The sequence below is a fragment of the Methylobacterium tardum genome, assembly GCF_023546765.1.
GTDB lineage: Bacteria > Pseudomonadota > Alphaproteobacteria > Rhizobiales > Beijerinckiaceae > Methylobacterium > Methylobacterium tardum.
This window is the reverse complement of the sequence record NZ_CP097484.1, coordinates 6223783-6249357: the sequence shown is the minus strand read 5'-3', so window position 1 is coordinate 6249357 and position 25575 is coordinate 6223783. Positions and strand designations below refer to the sequence as shown.

Annotated in this window: 24 protein-coding genes and 2 pseudogenes; 18 read left to right on the top strand and 8 right to left on the bottom strand. The window is 70.0% G+C overall.

Annotated elements, in window-relative coordinates; all coding sequences use genetic code 11:
* The first annotated feature begins 51 nt into the window (after positions 1-51).
* The 9 genes from M6G65_RS29905 (at position 52) to flbD (ending at position 8321) form a co-directional block, all read left to right on the top strand.
* Entirely contained in the window at positions 52-1296 is a 1245-nt protein-coding gene (locus M6G65_RS29905; RefSeq protein WP_250103236.1) for a prolipoprotein diacylglyceryl transferase, read from the top strand.
* Positions 1202-1672, top strand: a complete 471-nt coding sequence (locus M6G65_RS29900) for a flagellar hook-length control protein FliK (protein ID WP_250103235.1) — start codon at positions 1202-1204, stop codon at positions 1670-1672. The genes M6G65_RS29905 and M6G65_RS29900 overlap by 95 nt, the downstream gene beginning before the upstream one ends.
* A gap of 74 nt (positions 1673-1746) precedes the next feature.
* A complete protein-coding gene (locus M6G65_RS29895; RefSeq protein WP_238194849.1) occupies positions 1747-2433 on the top strand; it encodes a flagellar hook assembly protein FlgD in 687 nt (228 codons plus the stop codon).
* A gap of 91 nt (positions 2434-2524) precedes the next feature.
* Positions 2525-2800 carry a CtrA inhibitor SciP gene (gene sciP, locus M6G65_RS29890; protein WP_007569077.1) on the top strand — a complete coding sequence of 92 codons (276 nt, stop codon included), beginning with the start codon at positions 2525-2527 and terminating at the stop codon, positions 2798-2800.
* 425 nt (positions 2801-3225) lie between these two features.
* On the top strand, positions 3226-4857 hold the full coding sequence (gene fliF, locus M6G65_RS29885; RefSeq protein WP_238194848.1) for a flagellar basal-body MS-ring/collar protein FliF: 1632 nt from the start codon (positions 3226-3228) through the stop codon (positions 4855-4857).
* 25 nt (positions 4858-4882) lie between these two features.
* Positions 4883-5929 carry a flagellar motor switch protein FliG gene (locus M6G65_RS29880; protein WP_238194847.1) on the top strand — a complete coding sequence of 349 codons (1047 nt, stop codon included), beginning with the start codon at positions 4883-4885 and terminating at the stop codon, positions 5927-5929.
* Positions 5926-6537 carry a FliH/SctL family protein gene (locus M6G65_RS29875; protein ID WP_250103234.1) on the top strand — a complete coding sequence of 204 codons (612 nt, stop codon included), beginning with the start codon at positions 5926-5928 and terminating at the stop codon, positions 6535-6537. The genes M6G65_RS29880 and M6G65_RS29875 overlap by 4 nt, the downstream gene beginning before the upstream one ends.
* 10 nt (positions 6538-6547) lie before the next feature.
* On the top strand, positions 6548-6880 hold the full coding sequence (gene fliN / locus M6G65_RS29870; RefSeq protein ID WP_192706419.1) for a flagellar motor switch protein FliN: 333 nt from the start codon (positions 6548-6550) through the stop codon (positions 6878-6880).
* 79 nt (positions 6881-6959) lie between these two features.
* Entirely contained in the window at positions 6960-8321 is a 1362-nt protein-coding gene (gene flbD, locus M6G65_RS29865; protein WP_238194845.1) for a sigma-54-dependent transcriptional regulator FlbD, read from the top strand.
* 125 nt (positions 8322-8446) lie between these two features.
* On the opposite strand, the gene M6G65_RS29860 is transcribed toward flbD, so the two are convergent.
* Both M6G65_RS29860 and M6G65_RS29855 read right to left on the bottom strand, forming a co-directional pair.
* Positions 8447-8731 carry a hypothetical protein gene (locus M6G65_RS29860; protein ID WP_250103233.1) on the bottom strand — a complete coding sequence of 95 codons (285 nt, stop codon included), beginning with the start codon at positions 8729-8731 and terminating at the stop codon, positions 8447-8449.
* A gap of 100 nt (positions 8732-8831) precedes the next feature.
* On the bottom strand, positions 8832-10145 hold the full coding sequence (locus tag M6G65_RS29855) for a KpsE/RkpR family capsule polysaccharide export protein (RefSeq protein WP_250103232.1): 1314 nt from the start codon (positions 10143-10145) through the stop codon (positions 8832-8834).
* Positions 10146-10324: 179 nt separating this feature from the next.
* On the opposite strand from M6G65_RS29855, the gene M6G65_RS29850 reads away from it, so the two are divergent.
* From M6G65_RS29850 to M6G65_RS29825, 7 genes and pseudogenes are all read left to right on the top strand, one after another.
* Positions 10325-10783 (top strand): hypothetical protein, encoded by a 459-nt coding sequence (locus M6G65_RS29850; RefSeq protein ID WP_250103231.1) that lies wholly within the window; start codon positions 10325-10327, stop codon positions 10781-10783.
* A gap of 64 nt (positions 10784-10847) precedes the next feature.
* Positions 10848-11903 (top strand): flippase-like domain-containing protein, encoded by a 1056-nt coding sequence (locus tag M6G65_RS29845; protein WP_238194842.1) that lies wholly within the window; start codon positions 10848-10850, stop codon positions 11901-11903.
* A 17-nt stretch (positions 11904-11920) separates the two neighbouring features.
* Positions 11921-12703 (top strand): flagellar type III secretion system pore protein FliP, encoded by a 783-nt coding sequence (fliP, locus tag M6G65_RS29840; RefSeq protein WP_238194954.1) that lies wholly within the window; start codon positions 11921-11923, stop codon positions 12701-12703.
* 84 nt (positions 12704-12787) lie between these two features.
* Positions 12788-13324, top strand: a complete 537-nt coding sequence (locus M6G65_RS29835; protein ID WP_250103230.1) for a TadE/TadG family type IV pilus assembly protein — start codon at positions 12788-12790, stop codon at positions 13322-13324.
* Positions 13324-13431, top strand: a pseudogene (locus M6G65_RS33830) (TadE/TadG family type IV pilus assembly protein); the annotation flags it as partial. The gene M6G65_RS29835 and the pseudogene M6G65_RS33830, both read left to right, overlap by 1 nt.
* Before the next feature lie 293 nt (positions 13432-13724).
* Entirely contained in the window at positions 13725-14030 is a 306-nt protein-coding gene (locus M6G65_RS29830; RefSeq protein WP_250103229.1) for a hypothetical protein, read from the top strand.
* On the top strand, positions 14021-15472 hold the full coding sequence (locus tag M6G65_RS29825; RefSeq protein ID WP_250103228.1) for a TadE/TadG family type IV pilus assembly protein: 1452 nt from the start codon (positions 14021-14023) through the stop codon (positions 15470-15472). Before M6G65_RS29830 ends, M6G65_RS29825 begins: the two co-directional genes overlap by 10 nt.
* Positions 15473-15813: 341 nt before the next feature.
* On the opposite strand, the gene M6G65_RS29820 is transcribed toward M6G65_RS29825, so the two are convergent.
* From M6G65_RS29820 to M6G65_RS29810, 3 genes are all read right to left on the bottom strand, one after another.
* Entirely contained in the window at positions 15814-19185 is a 3372-nt protein-coding gene (locus M6G65_RS29820) for a hypothetical protein (protein WP_250103227.1), read from the bottom strand.
* A 176-nt stretch (positions 19186-19361) separates the two neighbouring features.
* The gene (locus tag M6G65_RS29815; RefSeq protein WP_238194837.1) at positions 19362-20066 is read right to left on the bottom strand and encodes an invasion associated locus B family protein; all 705 of its coding nucleotides are present in this window, start codon (positions 20064-20066) and stop codon (positions 19362-19364) included.
* A 102-nt stretch (positions 20067-20168) separates the two neighbouring features.
* The gene (locus tag M6G65_RS29810) at positions 20169-20345 is read right to left on the bottom strand and encodes a hypothetical protein (protein ID WP_192706408.1); all 177 of its coding nucleotides are present in this window, start codon (positions 20343-20345) and stop codon (positions 20169-20171) included.
* A gap of 454 nt (positions 20346-20799) precedes the next feature.
* Between M6G65_RS29810 and M6G65_RS29805 the strand changes: the two are divergent.
* Positions 20800-22243 (top strand): annotated as a pseudogene (locus M6G65_RS29805) (homospermidine synthase).
* 157 nt (positions 22244-22400) lie between these two features.
* Here the strand turns inward: M6G65_RS29805 and M6G65_RS29800 are convergent.
* The 3 genes from M6G65_RS29800 to M6G65_RS29790 all read right to left on the bottom strand — a co-directional run bounded on the left by M6G65_RS29800 (position 22401) and on the right by M6G65_RS29790 (position 24888).
* On the bottom strand, positions 22401-23282 hold the full coding sequence (locus M6G65_RS29800) for a transporter (RefSeq protein WP_238194835.1): 882 nt from the start codon (positions 23280-23282) through the stop codon (positions 22401-22403).
* A 140-nt stretch (positions 23283-23422) separates the two neighbouring features.
* Positions 23423-24274, bottom strand: coding sequence for a metallophosphoesterase (locus M6G65_RS29795; protein ID WP_250103226.1), 852 nt, complete (start codon positions 24272-24274; stop codon positions 23423-23425).
* 8 nt (positions 24275-24282) lie between these two features.
* Complete coding sequence (locus tag M6G65_RS29790; RefSeq protein ID WP_238194833.1) at positions 24283-24888, bottom strand: cation efflux transmembrane domain-containing protein; 606 nt, start codon at positions 24886-24888, stop codon at positions 24283-24285.
* Between the two features lie 188 nt (positions 24889-25076).
* Between M6G65_RS29790 and croR the strand changes: the two genes are divergently transcribed.
* A complete protein-coding gene (croR, locus tag M6G65_RS29785; RefSeq protein ID WP_250103225.1) occupies positions 25077-25550 on the top strand; it encodes a 3-hydroxybutyryl-CoA dehydratase in 474 nt (157 codons plus the stop codon).
* Positions 25551-25575: the final 25 nt, after the last annotated feature.

The window sequence follows — 25575 nt, the reverse complement described above, 5'->3', positions numbered from 1 at the left end:
CCGGGCGCGCGGCAGCTTCGGCCCTGAAGGTGCGACAGCCCGACACAAGAAGTGCTGGTTTCTGAAATACTTATCCATTCCATTCGGTGGCGCGCGCCTTGCTGTGGGAGATGTCGAGAGGAGCCCGGCATGGCGAGCGGCACGACGGATCGATTGGATGTCACATCGTGGATCTCATCCGCGCGGACGGCGTCCACCACGCGCTCGGGCTGGGAAGCAGCGGGTGTCGCGGCCCGTGCCGGTGACTCCTCGCAGGACCGCTTCGGCGCCGCCCTGAGCGCCGCCCAGACCCGGGACGACGCGGTCCAGGTGCGCGCCCGGGCAGCCGCTCGCCAGGACCAGAATGACGCGGCGCGCGCCCGTCAGACGGCCCAGCGCGATCAGGCCGACGCGACGCGGGCCGCATCGGAGCGCACGCGGAGTGCGAGCCTGCAGGCCGAGGCTCGGGCGGATGACAGGCGTGCGAGCCAAGCCAAGCCGGCGCATGTCTCCGCGCAAGCTCCGGGCGCGTCGCGGACCGATGTTCCGGCCGCCTCGACCGCTTCCGCGACGGATGCGGGAACATCGACCGCCACGACCCAGGCGGGGAGCGGCGATGCGGCTTCGGTCGCACCGAAATCCGGCGCGACGACAGCGGCCGCTGGGGAGACGAGCCCTCAAGCGCCCGAGGTGGCGCCTGATCAGGACCAACACGCCGAAGCGGCGCTGCAGCCGCAACAGGCGAACGCCGTGCCTCCGGCCGCGACCGCCGATCCCGCAGCCACGCTGCTGGCGCTGCTGGCCACACTGGCGGAGAGCGGCTCGGCCCGCGCCGCCGGTGCAGCGGTGGCTGGCGACGGTTCCGAGGTAGCCTCGCCCGGCGCGGTGCCACCCGGACAGCCCGGAGCCGGCTCGACGAGCGGTGACGCCAAGGACGGCGTCGCCGGCGTGGCGGGGTCGGTCACCGGGGCGGCAGCACTCGCGACGTCGACGGCCTCCGGCAAGGCCGGAAAGAGCAGCGCTCCGGTCGAGGTCGTGCAACCCGGTACCGGCGACCCGGCGGGTGCGTCGGCCGCCGATGGCAAGGATTTCCTCGCGGCCCTCGCCGATGCCGGCCCGAGAGGCGCTCAAGATGCGGGTCAGGGCGCGGCCGCTGGCGCCGTGCAGGCGGCGCCTCCGGCGAATCCCGGCCTTCCGCCCGCCGCGGGGACCAATGCGGCGCATGCCGCAACCGCCGCGCAGGCCGCCGCTCCCGCCCAGACGGACCCGGCGATTCCCATGGGCAGGTGCCGATGGCCATCGGCCTGCGCTCGATGAACGGATCGAGGAGTTCCAGATCCGGCTCGACCCGGTTGAGCTCGGGCGGATCGACGTCAAGCTGGAAATCGACAAGGCGCGCGGCACGGTCACGACCCACTTGGTAGTCGATCGGCCCGAGACCCTGGCGATGCTGCAACGCGATGCCGGCCAGTTGCAGCAGGCGCTGTCTCAGGCGGGCCTCGATCCCTCGGCCGGAGGCCTGAACCTGTCGCTGCGCGGCGATGGCGGCGCGCAGGGCGGCAATGGCGGCCAGCAGGGCGATGCACCCCGTGGCGGACCGGCCACCTGGACCCGGGATCAGGCCGAGGCTCCGCAGGACATCGCGCCGACGCGCTGGCTCCGCGGCTATGGCGGCGTCGACATCAGGATCTAACCGGTCCCACGGACTGACACGCAGACATCGTGCATCCGAGCCCCGCGCTCCGATGCCTCATCGGAGAGAACGGCATGACGAGCGGCATATCCAGCCTTACCAGCACGACATCCACGACGGGCTCCTCGTCGAGCAGCAGCGGCAACGCCACCGAGATCGCCAGCAACTTCACGCAGTTCCTGACGCTGCTCACCACACAGCTCAAGAACCAGAACCCCCTCGACCCGATGGACACCAACCAGTTCACGCAGCAGCTGGTGCAGTTCGCCGGTGTCGAGCAGCAGCTCAAGACCAACGATCGCCTCGACAACATCCTGAGCGCGTCGCAATCGGCGAGCTCGGCCTCGGCTACCAGCTACATCGGCAAGACCATCACGGCCGACGGCAGCTCGGCGCAGCTCTCCAACGGCTCCGCCTCTTGGACGCTGGCACCGGCCCGGGCAGCCTCCAAGGCGGTGATCACGATCCTCGATTCTAAGAACAACGTCGTGGCCACGCAGACCACGTCGCTCACCGCCGGCAGCCAGACCTACACGTGGAACGGCAAGACCTCGGCCGGGCTCAGTTCTACGGACGGCACCTACTCGATCAAGGTCTCGGCCACGGATGCCACCGGCTCCAGCGTCGCGGTCGACACCAGCCTGACCGGCACCGTGGACGAGGTTGATCTCAGCGGGACGACGCCGGTCCTGATGATCGGCTCACAGAAAGTGCCGCTGTCCAGCGTGCAGACCATCGGGTTGTCCACAAGTGGCACTTAACGAATCACATCCGAGTGACTCGCTTCAACATCTCTTAAGCGGGCGCAAGTACCTTCAATGCTCGACAGGTCAGTCGAGTGTAGAGCGTATCATGACCGAACCGAGCCGCCCGAGAGTGAAGTACGTGATCGGGCCCGACGGCAGCCCCCTGACGATCGCGGATCTTCCGCCTCCGAGCACCCGCCGCTGGGTGATCCGGCGCAAGGCGGAGGTCGTGGCGGCCGTGCGCGGCGGTCTCCTCAGCCTGGAGGAGGCGTGCAAGCGCTACACCTTGACCACCGAAGAATTCCTCAGCTGGCAGTTCTCCATCGACCAGCACGGTCTGGCGGGCCTGCGTACCACCCGGATCCAGCATTACCGGCACTGATCCCCAGCGCCACCACAGGACGGTGGCGTGAAGACCCCAACCGCCCTGCTTCGACACGCAGAGCTTCGCCATCGCACCGTCGTTCCGGGGCGCCACAGGCGATCCCGGAACCCGTCAACACCGAAGGTGCCACGACATGGCGCATCGGCGGTTCTGGACCCGGGGTCCGCTTCGCGGTCCGGGAAGGGCGGGATGGTCACCCCTCCCGAAGCGTGCGCCCTCGGCAGCGCAGTTTGGGTCTTTGGACCGGCCTCGGGAGAGTATGAAGCCGCGTCCGGACCCCGGGCGCGGCTTTTCAGCGTTTCGACGCCCCTCGCGGCCGCCGCACGGCCCGGCATTAACGACCCGCTAACCATGGACCGGGCAATTTCTGCCGAGCGGGCCGTGGGGGTCCGCCTCGCGTTCAGAGTGCAGCGACCCCGCCCGTGAAGCCGGTCCTCGATCTCGTCACGAAGCTCGGACCGGCCCGCATCGCCGCCATGGCGGCGGTGACGCTGACGCTCATCGGCTTCTTCGCCTTCATCATCCTGCGGGTCTCGCGCCCGGACATGGGCGTGCTGTTCTCCGACCTGTCGATGCAGGATTCCGCCAGCGTGGTCCGCGAGCTCGACAGCCGCGGCATCCGCTACGAGACCCGGGGCGACGCCGGTCAGACCATCCTGGCGCCCCGCCCCGATCTCGCCAAGCTGCGCATGGACCTGGCCGGCAAGGGCCTGCCGACCCAGGCCGGCGTCGGCTACGAAATCTTCGACAAGGGCGACGCGTTCTCGTCCACGAACTTCGTGCAGAACGTGAACCACCTGCGCGCGCTCGAGGGCGAGCTGGCCCGCTCGATCCGGGCGATCGGCCGGGTGCAGGCGGCCCGCGTCCATCTGGTCCTTCCCGAGCGCCGCCTGTTCGAGCGCGACCGGGAGAGCCCGAGCGCCGCCATCGTGCTGAAGCTGATGGGCGACCTCGATGCCGGTCAGGTGCGGGCGATCCGCCATCTCGCGGCCTCCGCGGTGGAGGGGCTCAAGCCCGAGCGGGTCTCGATCGTCGACGAGCGCGGCCGGCTGCTGGCCGACGGCGCCCGGGACGCTAAGGCCGACGGCGCCGAAGGTTTCGAGGACCGGCAGGTCGCCCTCGAGCGGCGCCTGCGCGGCCAGATCGAGGACGTTGTCGCCGGCATCGTGGGCCCCGGCCGGGCCCGGGTTCAGGTCAACGCGGAGCTCGACCTAAACCGCATCGAGAGCCGCTCCGAGACCTTCGATCCCGAGAGCCGCGTGGTGCGCTCCGCCCAGACCCGCACCGAATCGGCGCTGACCAGCAATGCCGACGGGCAGGTCAGCGTCGGCAACGAGCTGCCGGGTGCCAATGGCGGCGACAAGGCGCCCAGCCCGAAGGACGCGACCAACAAGAACGAGGAGACCACCAATTACGAGATCTCCCGCGTCACCAAGACCGAGATCGCGGAGGGTGGCCGGATCAAGCGGCTGTCGGTGGCCGTCGTGGTCGACGGGCTCTACGCCACCGCGCCGGACGGGAAGCCGGCCTACAGCCCGCGGCCTGCCGCCGAACTCGAGCGGATCACCGCCCTGGTGCGCAGCGCGGTCGGCTTCGACAAGGCGCGCGGCGACCAGATCGAGGTGGTGAACCTGCGCTTCGCGGAGGCGCCGAGCGTGCCGCAATTCACCGAGCCGACGCTGATCGAATCGCTGCTCGCCCCCACCAAGGAGGACGTGCTGCGCATGGCTGAGTTCGCCGTGCTGGCTCTCCTGACGTTGGTCGTCCTCCTCACGGTCGTGCGCCCGCTGGTGCGTCAGGTGCTCGCGCCGATTCCGGCGCCGCCGTCGCTCGCCGGGCCCGGGATGGGCATCGTCGGCGACGCGTCCGTGGTCGCGGGTCCGGGCGCCACGGTCACGGTCATCGACCGCGACAGCCCGACGGCGCGGCTGATGGAGTTCGCCAAGATCAACGGCCAGATCCAGGCCGAGACGGTCCAGCGCGTGGTGGACATGGTTCGGGCGAGCCCCTCCGAGACCGTCGAGGTGCTGCGCACCTGGATCCAGGATGAGTGACGCGTAGGGAGTCGAGAGCAGGTCGATGGCGGCAGGATTGGCGAACACCTTGGCGGCGGCGGGCGGCGATTCCTTCGCGGCGATGCCCGGTCCCCAGCGCGCGGCAGCGCTCCTGCTGATGCTCGGCGAGGAGGAAGGGGCGCCGATCTGGCAGATGCTGGAAGAGGAGGAGATCAAGAAGGTCAGCGCCGCGATGGTCCAGCTCGGCACGCTGGAGGCGGCGACCGTCGAGAAGCTGATCATCGAGTTCGTGACAAAGCTCGGCAACAGCGGCGGCATCTCGTCGAACTTCGAGCGGACCGAGGCGCTGCTCCTGAAGATTTTCCCCAGCGACCAGGTCTCGCTGATCATGGCGGAGATCAAGGGCGCGTCCGGCAAGCGCGTCTGGGCCTCGATCGCCCAGGTCGATCCGGAGATCCTCGCCTCGTTCCTGCGCAACGAGTACCCGCAGACCGTGGCGGTGGTGCTCTCGCGGGTGCGGGCCGACTACGCCGCCAAGGTGCTGACCATCCTGCCCGAGGACTTCGCCATCGACTGCCTCAACCGGATGCTGCGCATGGAGACCGTGCAGAAGGAGGCCCTGCGCCACATCGAGGAGACCCTGCGGGTCGAGTTCGTCTCGACCATCGCGCAGACCCAGCGCCGCGACGCCCACGAGATGATGGCCGACGTGTTCAACGCCTTCGACCGGCAGACGGAAGGCCGCTTCCTCGCCGCCCTGGATCAGGCCAATCGCGGCTCGGCCAAGCGCATCCGCGAGCTGATGTTCACCTTCGAGGATCTGCTGAAGCTCGATCCGGGCAGCGTCCAGACCCTGATGCGCTCGGTCGACAACGAAACCCTGTGCCGCGCCCTGAAGGGCGGCAACGAGCGGACCCGGGCCTTCTTCATGCAGCAGATGTCGACCCGGGCGGCCAAGAACCTCACGGACGAGATGGCATCCCTCGGCCCGGTCCGGCTCAAGGAGGTCGATGAGGCGCAGGCGAAGATGACCGAGATCGCCAAGGATCTCGCGGAGAAGGGCGAGATCATGATCGCCAAGAATAGCGCCGAGGAGGAGCTGGTCTATTGAGCGCCCAATCCGCCCGGAGCGCCAAGCCGTTCCTGTTCGAGACCGATTTCCGCAGCGCACGCCCGAGCGCCGAGGCACAGCGCGCCGCCGAGGCCGCCGCCCAGGCCGAGGCGGAGGCGCATGCGCGCGGCGTGCAGGAGGGGCGGATCCAGGCCGAGTCGCAGGTCCAGGGCCGGCTCGCCGACGCCATGACCCGGTTGGCGCTGGCCGCGGCGGGCCTGATCGCCCAGGCCGACGCGCGGGACGTCGAGCGCGAGGCACAGGCGGTCGAGGTAGCCATCCTGATCGCCCGCAAAGTCGCGGGCGACGCCCTGGACGCCGCGCCCCTCGCCGGCATCGGCGAGGCGGCCCGCACGGCGCTCCAGCACCTGCGCGGCGTGCCTCATCTGGTGGTGCGGGTGCATGACAGCCTCGCCGAGGAGGCCGAGACCCTGGTGAAGCGCCTCGCCCGCGAGCGCGGCTACGAGGGCCGCCTGGTGGTGCTGGGTGATCCCGACATGGCGGCGGGCGACGCCCGCATCGAATGGGCCGATGGCGGCATCGTGCGGGAGCGCGCCCGCATCGAGGCGGCGGTTCTGGACGCCCTCGGCCTGCCGACGAGCCCGTGAGGAGATCCTGATGTCCGACGATTTCAGCCTGCCCCAGCTCGGCGACCACGACACCGACTACGCGGCGGGGTCGATCCGCGACGCGCCCACCACCCCGAAGACGGCGGCCGATCTCGAGCAGCTCTTCGACGTGCCCGTGATGGTCTCGGCGGTCCTCGGCTCCGCCCGGATGCCGATCGGCGACCTGCTCCGGCTGGCGCCCGGCGCGGTGCTGGAGCTCGACCGGAAGGTCGGCGAGGCGATCGACGTGTTCGTCAACAACCGGCTTGTCGCCCGCGGCGAGGTCGTCCTGGTTGAGGACCGGCTCGGCGTCACGATGACCGAGATCGTCAAGGGCGAATGATGGGCGGGACGGGCGCCGATGCCGGCAGCCTACCCAACGGGCGCGCAACCCGCGCCAGGATGTTTGAGAGGGACGAACCATGCGGCTCCTGATGATCGGGCGGCTCAACGGCGAGCTGATCACCGCCTCGAAGATCGCCATGCAGCGCGGCGCCTCCGTCACGCAGGCGGATGCCGTGCCGCAGGGCCTCAACGTCCTGCGCGCCCGCGGCGCCGACCTCATCATGATCGATGTGGGCCTGCCGATCCGCGACCTCGTCACCGCGCTGGAAGGGGAGCGGATCCGCACGCCGGTGGTCGCCTGCGGCGTCTCGGCGGATGCCTCGGCCGCCGTGGCGGCGATCCGGGCCGGCGCCAAGGAGTACATCCCGCTGCCGCCCGATCCCGAGATGATCGCCGCGGTGCTGGAGGCGGTCGCCACCGACCGCGCCGCCTTCGTCTGGCGCGACCCGTCGATGGAACGGGTGGTCAAGCTCGCCGAGCAGGTTGCCCGCTCCGAGGCCTCGGTGCTGATCACCGGCGAGAGCGGCACCGGCAAGGAGGTACTGGCCCGCCACGTCCATCAGAAATCCAACCGCGCCGGCAAGCCCTTCGTGTCGGTGAACTGCGCGGCGATCCCCGAGGCCCTGCTCGAATCCGAGTTGTTCGGCCACGAGAAGGGCGCGTTCACCGGCGCGGTCGCCCGGCGCATCGGCCGGTTCGAGGAGGCCAACGGCGGCACGCTGCTCCTCGACGAGATTTCCGAGATGGACGTGCGCCTGCAATCGAAGCTGCTGCGGGCGCTGCAGGAGCGGGTGATCGATCGGGTCGGCGGCACGGCCCCCGTGCGGGTGGACATCCGCGTTCTCGCCACCTCGAACCGCAACCTCGTGGAGGAGGTCCGCAAGGGCACGTTCCGCGAGGACCTGTTCTACCGGCTCAACGTCGTCGCCCTGAAGCTGCCGCCCCTGCGCGAGCGGCCGGCCGACATCCTGGAACTCGCCGCGCATTTCGCCAAGAAATACGCCGCCGTGAACGGTGTCCCGGCCCGTCCGCTCTCGGCGGAGGCGCGCGCGCTGGTGCTGAAGAACCCGTGGCGCGGCAATGTCCGCGAGCTGGAGAACACCCTGCATCGGGCGGTGCTTCTGGCCTCGGGCGACGCGATCGGCCCGGAGGCGATCCTGTCGCCGGAGGGCGAGGCGATCACCGCGCAGGGACCGGCGGCGCGGGCCGCGCAGGTCGCCGAGGCCGCCACCCGCGGGCTCGTCGGCCGAACCGTGGCCCAGGTCGAGTGCGACCTGATCCTCGACACGCTAGATCACTGCCTCGGCAACCGGACCCACGCGGCGAAGATCCTAGGGATCTCGATCCGGACTCTGCGCAACAAGCTGAACGAGTATGTCTCGGCGGGCCTCGACGTGGCCGAGCCCGGCAGCGTCCGGGCGAGCGTGGCCTGCGGTTGAGAGGATTCAGGGCGACTGGACCGCGCAAGAGCCGTGCCGGTCGCGGTGCGATCGGGCACGCCTCCGGATCCTGGCTTCACCGCGCGCTCGCCGCCTAACCGGCCTCCGCTTCAGCGGAGAAGGCTCTAGCGGCGGCCGGCCTGGGACGCCTTATCGGCGGTGTTCTGGGCCGCGAAAGCCGCTTCGAGCTTGCGCAGCGACGCGTAGCGGGCGACGTCGCCCTCCACGTCGCGGATTGTTTCCTCGGCGAGATGACGCTGGAGCGCCACGCGCGGGTCGTCGGGCGGCAGCGCCTCCCGCTCCTGCAGACGGAGCACGGCCTGCCGCACCACGGTATAGACCGCCTCGCGCTCCTCCCGGGTCATCGACGGCTGGATCGCCTTCGCGACGAGATCGGAGAAATCCGACATGGAGTGTTAGACTTCGCTCGTTTCACCGGGGCGCCCGGAGACCGGGCCGCCTCCCTCTACAGACCGCGCAGCGCGGGATCCAGAGCCCGCCTGCGGCGGGCTACATCCGCTGGTCGCGGATACCGGCGACCAGGAGCGAGCACGAGCTCCAGATCACCAAGAAGCAGAAGAACGCCACGAGGAGGGTATGGCCCCGCTCGGGGTAGAGGCTGTCCGTCGGCAGGACCGGGGGCACGAACGTCGCCAGGAAGATGTGCTGCTTGCTGGCCGCGATGCGGGCGCGGTCGAGCATCCCGCTGGCCGATTCCTCGAGCTTCTCGGCGATCGTGCGTTCGACCAGGAGACCCTCGTACTGGAGCAGGGCTTCCGTGAGGTTGGGACCGCCGCCCGCCGCCGCGCCCGCGCTCGTCAACTCGTCCTGTAGCAGCTTCATCTGCTGGTCGATGGCCGCGCCGTTGGCAACCAGCGTCTGGATGGAGCGCGAACGCTCGTCGAGGTTCGAGCTGCGCAAGACCTGCAGGTCGTTCTCGTTCTTCAGCTTGTCTTTCCGCAGGGTGTTCAGGGTGGTGAGCGTTCCCTCGGCCGACTTGATCGGGTCGATCACGCCCCATTGGTTGCGGAAGCTTTGCAGCGCGACATGCGCATTGCGCAGGCGTTCCTGCGCCGTCGCGGCGTCGGCCTGAGCCTGCGCGACCATGTCGGCCTGCGCGCGCTTCGAGATGGCGTTGATCAGGGTTTCAGACCGGGCCACCACCTCGCGGGTGATGGTCAGAGCATCCTCGGGGGTGAAGGCGCGCACCGTGAGGCGGATCACGCCCGAGATCGAGTCGATATGCGCTTCGACGTGCTTGCGCCAGTACTTGGTCAGATCCTCGATCGGGTCGCTCGGGTCGAAGCGCGTCCAGAAATCGGCCTCGGGCCGCGAGAACATCTTGGAGATGCCGATGCTCTTCTCCAGCGCCTCGACCATCGTCTGACTGCCGATGTAGTCGCGGACGATGAAGCTGTCCTGGCTGTTGTGCTTCTGAATCAGGTTCGTGTACTGGCCGAGCGAGATGTTCTCCATCGGCTCGACGTTGCCGCGAACCGCGAACTGGGCCTCGGCGACGTACTGATTGGAGGCGAAGCCGAACAGGTAGAGCCCGATCACCAGGGTCGGCAGCAGGACGAACAGGCCGACACGCCGGATGATCCGAGAACCGTAGGTGGACGTGTCCTCCTCGCGCGGACCGAGGCCCGGCAGGCGCGTCCAGTCCATGCGCTCGCGGATCGAGGCCATCAGCGCCCGGGCGTTGCGCTTCTCGGGAACCGGCCGAATCGTTTCCGCGCTCCGCCGCAGCTCGGGCATGGCCGAGGCGGCAAACGTCACGATTTCACCTTCGCGCGTGTCGTCCTTGACGTCGCCGAAGCTCATCCGCTCTGTGTTCCTGGGTCTGCGCCGGTTCCGCTGCCGCGGCGCCGGCCGAGGGGCGGCCCGTGCGCGGCTCCGGAATCCCGTTCTTTTAGGCCCTTTTTATGGCGCCCCCGCCGTCTGCCGCACCGCGGCGACGGGCACCGTAGCCCAGCCCCCGTATCGCGTCCTAGAGTCTCCGGATGATGACAGAACCTCGTTTCGAGGGCGATGCGGATCGCCGCCTCACCGGCCGCTCGGCTAAGGCTGTGGCCAAAGGCTTGGCCAAAACCAAGCTCACCGAGGTTGTGGCGGTGTGCGCGAAATGTGCGAAGCGGCAGGGCCTGCGCCCGCGCGCCATCCGTGCGCTTCTGAAGCGGGCCGGGAAGCAGGCGGCCAAGGATGGGCGGACGGGCAGCCGGACGAAGCTCTGCATCGCCGAATCCAGCTGCCTCGGACCCTGCCCGAAGCGCGCGGTGGCGGTCGCGACGGGGGCCAGCGTCGCGGCCGGTCGCGTCATCCTCCTCGATCCCGGGGCGAGCCCGGAAGCGGCGCTCGCCGCCGTGCTCCAACCCGGGAGGCCTCGTTCTTCGGCCCCCGAATTCGGCCCCAATACCGCTCTAGCGGCGATGGCGACCGACGAATCGCCGCCGGCCGGTTGACCGGCCCAGACCTGGAGCTGCCGTTCTTGCCCCCTTCCCGACGCGCAACCCGCACGCCCCGACCGTGACCGGCGACCGCGTCTCCTGGAAGAGCCGGGCAGGCCGGGCCGTGCTGCGCCGCCTGCCCCTGTTCGGCACGCTGATCGGCCTCGGGCTCGCGGTCTGGCTCGTGGCGACCAACGATCTCGGCGCCGTCGCCGCGGCGTTCGGGCGGATCGGGGTGGCAGGCTTTGCCGGCGTCACGCTGGTGCGGGCGCTCGTGATCGTGCTGTGCGGCATCGCCTGGGCGCGCATCCTCGACGGGCTGTCGCCCGCCCCGGCCGCGGCCTGCCTGATCCTGCGCTTCGTGCGCGAGGGCATCAACGTGCTGCTGCCCGTGGCCTCGGTCGGCGGCGAGGTCGTGGGCGCGCGGCTTCTCACCTTCTGGGGGGTCGCGGGCTCCCTGGCGGCCGCCTCGGTGCTCGCCGACCTCCTGTTCCAGGTCGGAACGCTCGGCCTGTTCGCCGGCCTGGGGGCCGGGCTCCTGACCCGGGTCGAGGGCGCGCAGGCCGCCGAGCTCGCGAACTGGACGCTGCGGACGCTGGCCGTCGCAGGATTGGTGATCACGGCCTTCTTCGCGCTCCAGCGCACCGGCGTGGTGCGGGTGATCGAGGATCGGGTCGCCGCCCTCGGACGGCGCTTCGTCCGCGAGACCGAGGCCCGCCCCGAGCCGAGCCAGCGCATCCAGGGCGCGCTGGACGCGGTCTGGGCGGCGGGACGGCGCGGCCACCTCGCGCAATCCTGCCTCCTGCACGCCCTGGCGTGGCTCCTGGGCGCGGCCGAGATCGCCGTCGTCCTGGCCTGTATCGGGATCGACCACGTCAGCGTCTCGGAGATCCTGGTGATCGAGGCGCTCAGCCAGGCCATCAAGGCAGCCGCCTTCCTGGTCCCGAGCGGCCTCGGCGTGCAGGAAGGCGGCCTCGTGCTGGTCTGCGGCCTGTTCGGGATCGATGCCGGCACGGCCATCGCCCTCTCGCTCGCCCGCCGGGTGCCCGACGTGGTGCTCGGCCTGCCCGCGCTGCTCGTCTGGCAGAATCTCGAGGCCCGGCGGGCCAACGTGCGCCCGGCGACACCGACCTGACATTGCCCGTGACGCCGATGATCGACGTGCAGACCCGCCTGACTTGTACACGCCCGACCCTGCGCCGCCGGCACCGTGTCCTGGCTGCCCTGGCAGGGTTGGCCGGCGCGCTGCTCGCCGCGAGCCCGGCGCTCGCCCAGAGCGTCACCCTCGATCTGGGCGCCGGCGGCACGACCGAGCGCGCGCTCCAGCTGGTCGCGCTGATCACCATCCTGGCGGTCGCGCCCTCCGTGCTGGTGATGGCCACGGCCTTCACCCGGATCGTGGTCGTGCTGTCGATCCTGCGCTCGGCGCTCGGCACGCAGACGGCGCCGCCGACCGCGGTGCTCGTCAGCCTCGCGCTGTTCCTCACGGCCTTCGTGATGGCGCCCACCGGACGGACGGCCTACAGCGCCGGGATCGAGCCCCTGATCGCCGGACGGATCACGCAGGCTCAGGCCTTCGAGCGCGCATCGGCGCCGTTCAAGACCTTCATGCTGCGCAACGTGCGCGAGAAGGACCTCAAGCTGTTCCTCGACCTCGCGAAGATTCCGGCGCCGAAAGGTCCTGAGGATGTCGGTCTCGAAATCGTGACCCCCGCTTTCATGATCTCGGAGTTGCGCCGCGCCTTCGAGATTGGTTTCCTGCTCTTTATCCCGTTCCTGATCATCGATCTCGTCGTCGCCTCGGTCCTGATGGCGATCGGCATGATGATGGTCCCGCCGGCCACAGTGTCCCTGCCGTTCAAGCTGATCTTCTTCGTGCTGGTCGACGGGTGGACCCTGGTGGCGGGCTCGCTGGTGCAGAGCTATGGTGGATAACAACCTATAGACTTAACATCGGAGTCTTCAGGGTTGCTTTAACCGACATTTAGCACTCCTATGCGAACAAGGCGCATGTTTTCCATGCGCAGCTTTATTCACGATCGTGGAGGCGCCGCAGCCGTCGAGTTCGCCCTCGTCGCCGGACTGTTCATCCTGGCTATTCTGTTTGTCATGACAGTAGCCACTATACTTTTTATCAATCAATCACTCGATTACGCCACCACGCGCGCGTCGCGGCAGATCATGACCGGCGCGGCACAGACTCAATCCATGGATCAGGCCGGGTTCAGGACGGCTCTGTGCGGCTACCTGCCCGCCGTGCTCAAGTGCAGCAACGTCATGATCAACCTGTACGTGGTGCAGCCCGGGGGCTCGCCGAGCGGGTATTACAGCTTCGTCAAATCGGACATGAGCGGCTTGGCGATCCCGACGCTGACACCGGGTTCGGGGCAGTACACGCTGGGTTCGCGCGGCGCCTACCAATACCTGCTGGTGATCTACCCGATCACGTTCATGCCCGCGGCCTTCGCGTCGATCCTCGGAAGCAGCGCGACCTTCAACGGCGCGCCCGCCTACCTGACGGTCTCGACAGCGGCCTTCCGCAACGAATTGTACTGATGTCCGCCGGCCTGCCATCGCCGACGCGCGGCTTCATCGCCGACACCCGCGCGGTGTCGGCGGTCGAGTTCGCGCTGATCTTCCCGGTGCTGCTGGTCCTGATGCTCGCGGGGATCCAGCTCGTCACCTACATCAACGCCACCCGCAAGGTGGAGCTGATCGCGCAGTCGATCAGCCAGATGATCTCCCAGGCTCAGCCGCCCCAGAATTCCACCACCGCCACCGTCAACGCCACGGACCTGCATTTCAGCTTCGACTCGGCCCTCGTCCTGTTCCCCTACCTGATGAAGGACGCGCCCCGGCAGGGCCTGCAATGGTGGCAGGACATCGCGATCACCTTCGCGTCGGTCAACTTCACGCAGACCGCCTCCAATTGCACGGGCACCACCGACCTGAGCAATTGCTACGCCGCGAAGGTCGTCTGGACGAGCACGGGGACGACCGGGGGAACTACCGGCCCTGCACGCCCGCACAGCTCCCCGCCGACAACACCGCCGCGCCGAGCCGCGCCACGCTGCCGCGCTCCGTCTTCGGTCCGGGCTCCCTCATCGCGGTCGACGTGGTCTTCACGTTCCGGCCGTCATTCGGCGCGCGGTTCATCCCGGCCATACGGATCGCCCGCTCGATGTACGTGCAGCCGCGCTACGCCTCGCTCGTCGATCTCGACACGACGGGCAATGACGGGATCGCCACGAAATGCCCCTGATCCGCAACCCTGCCCGCCGCCTCCGGGACCGGGCCGCGTCCCTGCGTGGCGCCCGATCCGGCAACGTGACGATCATGTTCGCCTTCAGCCTGATCCCGCTGATCGGCTTGGTCGGCTACGGCGTCGATTATGGCGTGGCGATCACCGACAAGGCGAAGGTCGACGCCGCCGCGGACGCGGCCGCCATCGCGGGTGTCGTCGCCAGCAAGGCCTATTTCGCGGCCAATCCGGGCCAGACCAACCTGAGCGCCAACGCATTCGCCGCCGGAGCCGCGCAGGCGACCAACGCCTTCACGGTCAACACCGGCAACGTGCCGTTCGCGCAGGTCCAGCTCCAGGCGCCGCAGATCTCCCGGCAGGGCCAGACGATCACCTCGGCGATCACCTACACGGCCACGGTCAAGAACAACTTCGGCCAGATGTTCCGGACGCCGACCACGACCTTCGGCAACACCGTCACGGCCACGGCCGATCTTCCGAGCTATCTCGACTTCTACCTCCTGCTCGACGTGTCCGGCTCCATGGGCCTGCCGGCCACGACCGACGGCATGGCGAAACTCGCATCCCAGAACACCGACAACTGGTCGGACTACAAGCAGGGCTGCCAGTTCGCCTGCCACTTTCCGGGCTACAAGGGTTGGAGCCTCGCTTCGGGCAAGATCCAGCTGCGGTCGGACGCGCTGAACAGCGCGGTCTGCTCCCTCATCACCCGGGCCTCGAACCCGACGATGCAGAACCAGTACCGGGTCGGCCTCTACCCCTTCATCAACCAGATGGGCGTGCTCGCCGACATCAACAGCTCCATCGCGACGCTGAACACGGCCGCCCAGTGCTCGGGCCAGCCCTGGCCCCTCGCGCTCACGAACCTTCTGGATACCGGCACCACGCAGCTCTACACGAACAACGACCCGAGCACCGGCACGGGCGCCGGCGGCACGCATTTCGAGGTCGTCCTGCCGCAGATGCAGAGCACCATCACGGCGTCCGGCGGCTTCAACGACGGCTCCAGCACGACAGCGCGCAAGCCCTTCGTCTTCCTCGTGACCGACGGCATGCAGAATAGCCAGCATTACTCCACAAATAGCAGCGGGAAATACTATTACCCGGGAAATCCCTCGACGTTCAGAGGCTATGCAGCCGGGAACTGGGACGGATCCCAGCCCGCTCAGATCGATCCGTCCCAGTGCGCGGCCCTGAAGAAGGCCGGCGCGACGGTCTCGGTCCTGTACATCCCGTACAACATCATCAACTTCAAGGATTACGGCGGCGGCATTGCCTGGGAGAACAACCGCGTCAACGGGTTCAGCCCGACGCTGGCGACCCCCCTGCAGAGCTGCGCGTCGCCGGGCTTCTTCTTCACGGCCAATTCCCCGGCCGACATCACGTCCGCCCTCAACGCCATGTTCGACAAGGCCCTTCAGGTCGCCCACCTGACGCAGTAGACACCGGCCGGACCGGGTTTTCCCGATCCTCGGCGCGGCGGGCTGCCGAACCGGCAGATCCGCGTGGACGACAAAGCCAGCCCGTCTTTCCGGGGCGCCGCAGGCGAGCCCGGAATCCAGATTCGCCGTGGATGATTACCGGCGGTTCCGGTCTCCGGGCTCCGCTCCGCGGCCCCGGAATGACGGGGTGGAAGTTCGACAACCCTTCGCATCGTGCCGACCGGCTGCCTGCGCGGCAGCGTGGCTTTCATAACCACGTTCTGGCATCCGGGCTGTGCCAGGCACGGCTCGGCCTGGGCCCGCGATCGCCCTGCATCCCTGGCGGGCTCCCGTCGTGCCGCTCAACCCGGCGGCGCACCGGCCGGCGCGGCGCTGCTCTGCTGCTCGGCGCCCGACGGCTCCTGGCCGCCCGCGGCGTCCGGTTTTCCGCGCTCGGGCGTCGCGGCGTCCGGGTAGCGCTTGCGGTACTCGGCAAGGAACGCCGACAGGGTCTCGGCCTTGGTGGCGCGGGCCGCGATGGCGCGGAAACCCGGGGCAAGGGTCGGGTTGGCGCCCGTGAGCAGCGCGAAGGTGCGCGCGTCCGGGCTCGCCGCCATGGCTTCCGAGAACTTCGCCTTAAGCCGCTCCAGGCCGATCACCTCGCCCGCAAGATCGTAGGCAATCGCGGCGCGCACGGCATCGGAACGCGCCGTCTCGTCCAGAGGCTGGCCCGACCGCCACGCGTCGCCGAGGAGCCCCTCGTGCGCCTCCCCGGCCTCGCGCCACCGGCGGGCCCCCCAGTAGATGTCGGCGCGCAGCCGCTGGATGTCGGGGCCGCTCTCGTCCTCGATCGTCTCCAGCGCGAGATCGGTGCGGCTGAGATCCGATAGGGCGCGGGCGCGGACAAGACCGCGGGCGCGCTTCAGCTCGCGCGGGAGTTCCGGCAGGTCGGTGGCGTCGAGCACCTGCAGCGCCTGCATGGGCTTGTCGTCCATCAGCCGCACCGTGGCGAGCCGCGCCGCGACGGCCGAGCGGGCGGGTCCGGTCAGCCGGTTGTCGATCTGGTACTTGAGGAGGTCGGCGGCCGGGTCCAGCAGGTCGAGCTCGACCAGACGATCGGCCAGACGCCGCACCACCTCGTCGCCGCGCCGCCCGATCGGGCTCATCTCGCGGAAGTCGAAGAACAGCGCGACGGCGTCGACCCCCGAGAGGCTGTCGCCCTTGTCGGTGAGATACAGGTCCTCGAAGGCGGCCTGCGCGTCGCGCGTGAGGGCCTCCGAGGCGGGCGCATTCGGCGCGAACGCGTTCACCCGGCGCACCGTCGTGAAGGCGTCGCGCCAGCGGCCGGCCGCGAGATAGAGGCGCGCGAGGCCCGCCGTGATGGCTTCGTCGATCGGCCCGCGATGCCAGGTCAGGCCAATGCGTTCCAACCGCTCGATCGCGGCGTCGGATGTGAGCTTGCCCGCGGCCCGGGCCAGGAGCGCGCCCCGCAGGCTCGCCTCGACCGAGACAGGGCGCAATGCGGTGCCCTCCAGGCGGGTATAGGCGTCGAGCGCCGCCTCGGTCTGACCCGTGGCCTCCGCGGCGCGGGCGCGGACCAGGGCCAGCCGGTCGCGGATCCACGGCGACAGATCGCGCGCATCCTCCGCGCGGGCCGCCGCAGTCTCGGCATCGCCGGTCTCGATCGCCGATTCCGCCGCCGCGGCGCGGATCTGCTGGGCGAGATCGGCGGGGTAGCCGTTCGCGAGCGGCAGAACCTTGAGGAAGCCGTTCTCGGCGGCCTTCCAGTCTCCCGATCCGGCCGCCGCCATGGCTCGCCACAGGGCGGCCTCGGGGTCGTCGGTGAGCGTCGGCAGGCTCAGCGCCTTCAGGGCCTCGGCGGTCCGCCCGATCCGGACGAGTGCGATGCCGCGCAGGACAGCGGTGTCGCGCTGGGCGGCGAGCAGCGGATCGTCGGACGCGGCCGTCTCGAGAGCCGCAAGGGCTTCGAAATCGAGACCGTTGGCGAGATCGGCGCGCGCGAGCGTGAGGCGGGCGGGGCCGCGCTCGGCAGGCGTCGCCGCGGAGGCCGCGTTAGCCAATCCGCGCAGGGTCTCGCGCACGTTTCCAGCGCGCGCCCGCTCCCAGGCCTCCCGCGCGATGGCGAGGGTCCCCGCCTCGGCGAGAACCGTTTCGGCCTTCCGGGCGATTGCCGAGGCGGCGAGACCGCCCTCCCGCCCGATCGTCACGGCATCGAGTTCGGGCCGTACCGCGAGGTCGTCTGCTCCGGCGAGCACCGCCAGCCCGTGCCGGCTCGGCAGGATCTCGAAATCGGCGAAGCGGCGGCTCTTCGGATTGCCGACGGGGCGCCGCGCCGCGGAGGTGACCACCGCGACGCGCTCACCGTCGAGATCGAGCCATGTCGCCGAGCCCGGCCGCGGCAGGCCGAGCGAGACGGCGACGCGGCCCGAGGGGTCGAGCTGGCGTACGGGATCGAGGCTGTCGCTCGGGCTCAGCGTATCACCCGCCGACAGCTCCCAGCCGAGGCCGCTCCCCTTTGTGACGGCGTTAAGGTCGACCAGGCGCCCCTGCGGAACCGAGAAGCGCAGTACCGTCAGCGGCCCGGTCCGTGACGGCGGGCCCAGCGGGACCAGCCCCTGGCTGCCCGTCGGCAGGGTGACCGGCTCGGCGGTCTCGAACGCCAGGGTGGCGATGCCGCCGCGCTCGAACAGGACTGCCGGCGGCAGGGACTGGAACGGAAAGACGAGACCGGCCCCGGCTTGACGCCGCGGAGGCGCCTCGGGCGACGGGCTCCGGACCGCCGGCGCCTCCGCGCGGCTCGGTGTCGCCGGAGCGGGACCGGGCAGAGCCGCGGCGGCCGGCTGTGCCGTCGGCCCGGGAACCTCGGCGACATTCTTGACCGGCTCGGGCGGCTTCCGCCGGACCGCGTCGAGGACGAGGGCCCCGTCCTCCCGCTCCGTGCCGATCGTGTACCCGTCTTCGGGCGTGACCAGAAGGCTGGCCGACGTCCCATCGATCTCGGTCGCCAGCTTGGCGATCCCGGGGCGCGGTCGTCCGCGGGTCTCGCCGGCATCGATAGTCCAGGCTCCGACGACCCGCAGCCGCGTCACCGGTCCCTCGCTGGTCACAGTGGTCACGGCGTCCGCCGGGACGCGCAGCGACAGGCGCGTCAGCGTCGGAAGCCGGGCGAGTTCGAGGGACAGGGGCTTGCGCACCGGTTCAGGTATGCGCGCCTTGAGGGCTTCCTCGGCCACCCTGGCCCGCCGCGCGAGTTCGGCGACGACCTCCGGCGGCAGCGGCGGCGGAAGGCCTGACCAGCCCTCCGGCAACAGATCGACGAACACGCGCTCGCCGGCCGATTGCACATTGATCCGATAGGGCCTCTGCAGGGCGACCCGCAGGCCGGTTCCGTCGGGATCGCGGCGGACGCTGGACACGTAGGCCGGCATCTCGTCGGCCAGATGCTCCGGTCCCTGCGCGACGCGCTCGCCATAGCCGACCAGCAGGACACCGCCCGCGAGCTTGGCCTTGACCGAAACCGGCTTGTCGAAATTGAGCACGATCCGGCCGTAGCCGCCCGCGCCGCTGCCGGTCTCGCTGCCCTTGGCGCCGATCAGTTTGGCGGCCAGCGACGGATCGACCGACGCCAGAAGGGCGAGCACGGGCAGCGACATGCGCAGGAGCCGCACGCCGAACACACGACCGATGCAGGGGCGCCCGCCCTCCGATCCCATTGCCTCGCCGATCCGATCCCGGCGCGCGGCACCGGTGGGGCCGCAGCGCGCGGCGCCACATCACAGCGGGATCCTGCGGCAGCGCGGCTAACGCTGCCTTAACCGTATCGGGAAAATCGGCCGGAACGCCGCCTCGGTCGCCGCGAGCGTGCCCGGGATCACGGGCGCGCCGATCCTCAGCCGCTGAAGGCGACGGCGCGGTCGAAGGCCTGTGCGAAGCCTTCGAGGGGAACCGTGATCGCGGCCGGATCGGAGCTGCCCGACTTCTGGCCGGTCACGATCAGCTTCTTGGCGGTCCGCATGCCGTCGAGGGCGAGCGTCGGGAAGCTGATCGGCACGAAGCAGCCGTCCTGGCTGCAGGCCGTGTAGGGCGCACCCTTGCCGAGGGTCTGCTCGTCGAGCTTGAACGTTACGCCCGGCTCGATGGCGAGACCGAACGGCATCAGCACGATGCCCTCGGACCGGCCGTTCGCCGGCGTCTGGAGCTCGAAACCGAACTTGCGGCGCCCGGTCTGCGAATCGCCCTGCGATTGCGCCACGATGCAGATCACCTTCTCGCCGGGACGCGTGCAGGTCATCGTCCAGTCGCCGTAGCTCTCGCTGACGGTGCTGGCACCCGCCGGCCAGGCGGCATGGGCCGGCGCTGCCGCGGGCGTCGCCGCCGGTGCGGCGGCCTCGGCCGGGCCGGGCTTGGCCGGCGTGGACTTGGCCGCCGGCTTCGGCGCGGGTTTGGGACGGGGCTTGGGACGGGCCTGCGCGGGCGCGTCGGAGGGTGGAACCGCCTCGGGCTCGGCATCCTGAGCGCGCAGCGACAGGGTCGAGCCGGCCAGGGCCAGCGTCCCGATCAGGCTGACGCGTACCAGCGCGCGAAGTGTCGACATAGAATCACGATCCCCCGTGGCCAGAGAGCGGCAGTGCCGCCTAATGCCCAAGCCGGGGGGACGCAATCGCCCAGGCATGCACGACGCGCGGTCGTGATGCCGTCAGAGGGGGTTCGGGCCGCCGACGGCGCGGGCCAGGGCACAGCGCCGGGCGAAGGCGGTCTCGCTGCCGGTGCGGACGGCACGGGCGACGGCGAACACGAGGGTCAGGAAGCCGGGATCGCGGTCGGCGGACTCGGTGGCCGGACCGGGGATCCGAGAGGTGATGAGCGCGAGCATGACGGACTCCGAAATCGAGATCTCGAGCGCTTCCGCAAACCCTTATCGCGCGGCCGTCTCGGCGGCCTTGTTGCGTTGCAATATGAGACCTGCAGCTGGCGCCTGCCATCTGATCAGACGCGCATGACGCATGCGCCGTACTCATGCCCAACTACGGGATCTTCAGAGGAAGCTTAACAGTTTCAGGTGCAGCGCCCGGCACAGCATCCGCGATGGACTGAGCTGCATTGCTTTCGCTCCGTAGTGCGGATTCCAAGCGCGAGCCGACGCTGCAGCGCGGTTGACCGTCGGCGGCTGAGCCGCCATTGAGCGCGCTTCCGGCGACTCGGACCCTGGGCCGTATCGGCCCCGCCTGCGCGGGCCTGTCGCCGCACTGTCACATGCGCGCCATAACCCGCCCGCCAGCCAGAACCCGCGGATTCACGACCTGTCCGCCCGACCGAGGACCTCCCGCATGACCGACCAGCCGACCCGTCACCCGATCCACGGCCGGATCACCGGCCCCATCGTGATGATCGGCTTCGGCTCGATCGGCCGCGGCACCCTGCCGCTCATCGAGCGGCACTTCGAATACGACCGCGCCCGCTTCACGGTGATCGACCCGGTCGACACCCACCGGGCGCTGGCCGAGAAGCACGGCCTTCGCTTCGAGAAAGTCGCCCTGACCCCGGAGAACTACCGCGACGTGCTGACCCCGCTCCTCACCGAAGGCGGCGGTCAGGGCTTCTGCGTCAACCTCTCGGTCGACACCTCGTCGCGCGCGATCATGGAACTCTGCCGCGAGCTCGGCGCCCTCTACATCGACACCGTGGCCGAGCCCTGGCCGGGCTTCTATTTCGACAAGTCCAAGAGCCAGGGCGACCGCACCAACTACGCGCTCCGCCAGGACATCCTCGACGCCCGCGCGCAGAAGCCCGGCGGCACGACCGCGGTCTCGTGCTGCGGCGCCAATCCCGGCATGGTGTCGTGGTTCGTCAAGCAGGCGCTCCTGAACATCGCGCAGGATACCGGCCTGCAGCGGCCGGAGCCCAAGACCAAGGCCGAGTGGGCCGGCCTGATGAAGGATCTGGGCGTGAAGGGCGTCCACATCGCCGAGCGGGACACCCAGCGCGCCAAGACCGAAGCCGCGCGGCGTCTTCGTCAACACGTGGTCAGTCGAGGGCTTCGTCTCGGAAGGCAACCAGCCGGCGGAGCTCGGCTGGGGCACCCATGAGACTTGGAAGCCCGCCAATGCCCGCGAGCAGGAGAAGGGCTCGCGCTGCGCGATCTACCTGCTGCAGCCGGGCGCCGACACGCGGGTGCGCACCTGGGTGCCGACCGCCGGCGCGCAGTTCGGCTTCCTGGTGACCCACAACGAGGCCGTCTCGATCGCCGATTACTACACGGTGCGCGACGGCGAGACGCCGGTGTTCCGGCCGACCTGCCACTACGCCTACCACCCGGCCGACGACGCGGTGCTGTCGCTCCACGAGATGTTCGGCAACGCCGCCAAGGTGCAGGAGCAGCACCACATCCTCGACGAGACCGAGATCGTCGACGGGATCGACGAGCTCGGCGTGCTCGTCTACGGCCACAAGAAGAACGCCTACTGGTACGGCTCGCAGCTCTCCATCGAGGAGACCCGCCGGGTCGCACCGTACCAGAACGCCACCGGCCTGCAGGTGACTTCGGCGGTGCTCGCCGGCATGGTCTGGGCGCTGGAGAACCCGGAGGCCGGCATCGCCGAGGCCGACGAGATGGACTTCCGCCGCTGCCTGGAGGTCCAGACCCCGTATCTCGGCCCGGTCGTGGGCGTCTACACCGACTGGACGCCGCTTACCGATCGCCCCGGCCTGTTCCCCGAGGACATCGACACCCGCGACCCCTGGCAGTTCCGCAACGTGCTGGTGCACGGCTGAAGGTCCGGCGCGAACACGTCATCCCGGGGCCGCGGAGCGGAGCCCGGGATCCAGACACGCCGAGGCGACTCGTCTCGGCGGCCGCGGTGTCTCTGGATTCCGGGCTCGCCTGCGGCGCCCCGGAAAGACGACGCTGGGGCAACCAGGACGGGCACGCCTACTCGGCCTGACGCCGCGTCACCAGGGTGCGGTTCGGCTCGACTTCGGCCGTATCCTGGTACAAGGGCACGATCGCCCGCAGCCAGCCGCGGATCTCCCGGCCGCCGTAGTTCCGCGCGACCACGTCACGGGTGAGGTAGGCCTGCAGGTTCACCGGCCCGAAATTATAGCCGACGAGACCGCCCACCGCGATCTGCCCCTGCGGACGGTAGCCGACGACGCGGGTCGGCAGGTCGGTGGAGCCGAATGCGACCGCGCCCACCTGCCACTTGCCGAATTTCCGCGTCGCCGTCAGGTCGAGGTTCAGGTAGTCCGGATAGAGCGTGCCGGCGGGCGAGCGCGGGTCGAGGAAGATCCCGTAGAGCAGGTTCGCGGTGAGGTTCCAGTCCTGGCCGGTGTAGCTCGTCGCGAAGCGGTGGGTCAGCGAGGCCGACTGCGTGAGAAACCCTGTCTGGATCGGCAGATAGCCGCCGAACAGGTAGCTGACGCCGACATCGCCGCCGAGATCCCAGGCGAGCTGGGCGGCCAGCAATTGCTGCCCGATCCCGCTCTGATAGGGCGCGCCCCGGCTGCTCGCCGCCGCGACCAGCTGCGTGAAGAAGAACTGCAGGCGCCCGCCCGCGACGTCCCAGGGGGTCGACCACGCGAAGGTCGGCAGGTTGACGTTCGTTGAGGAGTCGCGCGGGTGCGTACTGCGCGTTCCGAAGCTCGACAGGTTCACGAAGTACAGGCCCACCGGGAGCTGGGCGCCGACCGGAAGCCCGACCGTCTGTCCGGGCTGAGCCGCGGACCCGGCGCGCGCATCCGTCGTAGCGAGGGCTCCGTAGACGGCAAGAACAGCCGCCGCGATCCCGCGTGTCGTCAGGCTAAATCCGGCCATGAGGTTCCCGAACCAGAGCCCCGACATCCGGGGCTGATCAGGGTTGGACGCACATCCGGAGCGCCGACATCCCGCCGTTACAGCCAAGCTGTGCGGAACGACACGGGATCGACATTTCGACGGGACGATGCGGGACTAAACTACTCGCCGTCGGCGACAACGACGCGATCGGGCCGGTAGGTCGCCCCCTCCACCGGGTTCGCGACCCAGCGGCACCGGCCGATCCGCATGTCGTGACCCGCGTGGAAATGGCCGGAGATCCACAGGCCCGGCCGCTCGGGATCGGCGAGGTCGTCGAGCGCCGTGGAGGCGTAGAAGGCCGGGACCCACCAGGGGACGCCGGGCGCGCCCCGGAACCGGTCGGCCGCCAGGGGGCTCGCCGGGTGATGGGTCACGACCACGGTCGGGCCGTTATGGGCGATCCGGAGAGCCTCGTGCAGGGCCGCCCGCTCGATCCGGTGGGCCGCCATCGCGTCCGCTGGCTGCCAGGGGGTGCCGTCGGCCTTGCGGATCGATCCGCGATACTCGCGGGAGCCGGTGACCGGATCGGTCATGCGCGCGGCCGCGTAGGCCACCGGATCCTCGGGGCGATCGGGCGTCTCGGCGGCGAGCCAGCGCCCGGCGAGGGTCCAATCGCTCCACAGGGTGGTGCCGATGAAGCGCACGCCGTCGATGACGCAGCTCTGAGCGTGCTGAAGCAGGTGGATGCGGGCCCCGAGTCCGTTCACCCGGGTGACCTCCGCCTCCAGGGCCGCCAGCAGCTCGGGCGCCGTGCGCGGGTCGCCGGTCGGGGCGTAGCGCTCGTGATTGCCCGGCACCAGCACGATCGGCCGGCCCTGCGCGAGGTCCAGCAGCGCCGCGAGCCCCCGCTCGGGGTGGCCCTCGTACAGGTCGCCTGGGCACGCCAGGAGGTCGAAGGGTTCGGCCGGCGGCGCGATCAGGTCGAGGCGCCGCCGCTCCAGGTGCAGGTCGGAGATCGGGAAGATGCGCATGGGTGTCGTTATCCGGCGGCCCGGCGCTCGGCCGCGGCGGCCCGGAGAATGTCGGCGGCGGAATCGGCGTTGAGGATGGCGATCCCGGCCGCGGCGACGAGATCCGGCCAGGGCGAAGGATGGAGGGCGGTCACCAGCCCGGCCGCGATGATCGCGAGGTTGGCGAAGGCGTCGTTGCGGGCCGAGAGATAGGCTGCCCGGGTCAGGCTGCCCGAGCCGGTGCGGTGCCGAGCGAGCATCAGCGCGCAGGCGAGGTTCACCGCCAGCGCACCGAGGCCGGTGAGGGTCAGCGACAGCGCCGCCGGGGCCACGAAGTCGGAGGCTTTCGCGTAGGCCGCCCAGGCGGCGGCGAGCGCCGGCAGGAGCAGGATGCCCGCCATCGCGGTGCCGAGCCGCGCGCGGTTGCGCGCGCTCCAGCCCAGGCCCGCGAAGATCAGCAGGTTGATCGCCGCATCCTCCAGGAAGTCGAGGCTGTCGGCGATCAGCGCTACGGAGCCGATGGCGAGCGCCACGGCGATCTCGATGCCGAAATAGCCGAGATTGAGCGCCGCCACGCGGGCGACGACCGGACGGAGGGAGGGCGGCTCGGCCCGCTGCGCATCATCGGCGATCACGGCGCGCGTCTTCGCCGACGCCTGCCCGCCTGTCGAGGCCTGTTGAGAAATCTGCGCCCGCCGCTCAAGAAAGTTCAGGGATCTTGCGCCTTTGTCCGGGTGGATTCGGCGCCGGGATCGTGCGAGGCGGTTGCGGGAGCCGGCCGCGCGAGACGGGCGACCGGCGGGAACCGGAGGTCTGCCGAGCCATGCTGCCCGAATTGCGCGTGCTCTATTTCGAGGATCTCGAGGTCGGGCTGTCGGAGACTTTGTCGAAGACCATCGCCTCCTCGGACGTGGTGGGCTTTGCCGAGATCACCGGCGACCGCAACCCGATCCACCTCTCCGAGCACTTCGCGGCGCGCACGCCCTTCGGCACGCGCATCGCCCACGGCCTGTACACGGCGGGGCTGATCTCGGCGGTGCTCGGCACGCGCCTGCCCGGACCGGGCGCCGTCTACATCTCGCAGACCCTGAACTTCCGCGCGCCGGTGCGCATCGGCGATGTCGCCGAGGTCACCGTCACGGTCGCCGAGCTGATGCCCGAGCGGCGGCGTGCCCGGCTCGCCTGCCGCTGCGCGGTGGCGGGCGAGACCGTCCTCGACGGCGAGGCGTTGGTGAAGGTGCCGACCAAGGCCGAGGCCGACCCGCTCGCGAGCCGGACCGAGCGCGCGCAGGGCTGAGGTGAGGGCGACCGAGGCGGTCCCG

Coding starts and splice junctions, on each gene's coding strand:
- croR (WP_250103225.1), top strand. CDS start 25,077: ATGCTGCCCGAATTGCGCGTGCTCTATTTCGAGGATCTCGAGGTCGGG.
- M6G65_RS29880 (WP_238194847.1), top strand. CDS start 4,883: ATGGCGGCAGGATTGGCGAACACCTTGGCGGCGGCGGGCGGCGATTCC.
- flbD (WP_238194845.1), top strand. CDS start 6,960: ATGCGGCTCCTGATGATCGGGCGGCTCAACGGCGAGCTGATCACCGCC.
- M6G65_RS29855 (WP_250103232.1), bottom strand. CDS start 10,145: ATGAGCTTCGGCGACGTCAAGGACGACACGCGCGAAGGTGAAATCGTG.
- M6G65_RS29820 (WP_250103227.1), bottom strand. CDS start 19,185: ATGGGATCGGAGGGCGGGCGCCCCTGCATCGGTCGTGTGTTCGGCGTG.
- M6G65_RS29895 (WP_238194849.1), top strand. CDS start 1,747: ATGACGAGCGGCATATCCAGCCTTACCAGCACGACATCCACGACGGGC.
- M6G65_RS29825 (WP_250103228.1), top strand. CDS start 14,021: ATGCCCCTGATCCGCAACCCTGCCCGCCGCCTCCGGGACCGGGCCGCG.
- M6G65_RS29815 (WP_238194837.1), bottom strand. CDS start 20,066: ATGTCGACACTTCGCGCGCTGGTACGCGTCAGCCTGATCGGGACGCTG.
- fliN (WP_192706419.1), top strand. CDS start 6,548: ATGTCCGACGATTTCAGCCTGCCCCAGCTCGGCGACCACGACACCGAC.
- M6G65_RS29800 (WP_238194835.1), bottom strand. CDS start 23,282: ATGGCCGGATTTAGCCTGACGACACGCGGGATCGCGGCGGCTGTTCTT.
- M6G65_RS29810 (WP_192706408.1), bottom strand. CDS start 20,345: ATGCTCGCGCTCATCACCTCTCGGATCCCCGGTCCGGCCACCGAGTCC.
- M6G65_RS29850 (WP_250103231.1), top strand. CDS start 10,325: ATGATGACAGAACCTCGTTTCGAGGGCGATGCGGATCGCCGCCTCACC.
- M6G65_RS29860 (WP_250103233.1), bottom strand. CDS start 8,731: ATGTCGGATTTCTCCGATCTCGTCGCGAAGGCGATCCAGCCGTCGATG.
- M6G65_RS29795 (WP_250103226.1), bottom strand. CDS start 24,274: ATGCGCATCTTCCCGATCTCCGACCTGCACCTGGAGCGGCGGCGCCTC.
- fliP (WP_238194954.1), top strand. CDS start 11,921: ATGATCGACGTGCAGACCCGCCTGACTTGTACACGCCCGACCCTGCGC.
- M6G65_RS29835 (WP_250103230.1), top strand. CDS start 12,788: ATGCGCAGCTTTATTCACGATCGTGGAGGCGCCGCAGCCGTCGAGTTC.
- M6G65_RS29900 (WP_250103235.1), top strand. CDS start 1,202: ATGCCGCAACCGCCGCGCAGGCCGCCGCTCCCGCCCAGACGGACCCGG.
- sciP (WP_007569077.1), top strand. CDS start 2,525: ATGACCGAACCGAGCCGCCCGAGAGTGAAGTACGTGATCGGGCCCGAC.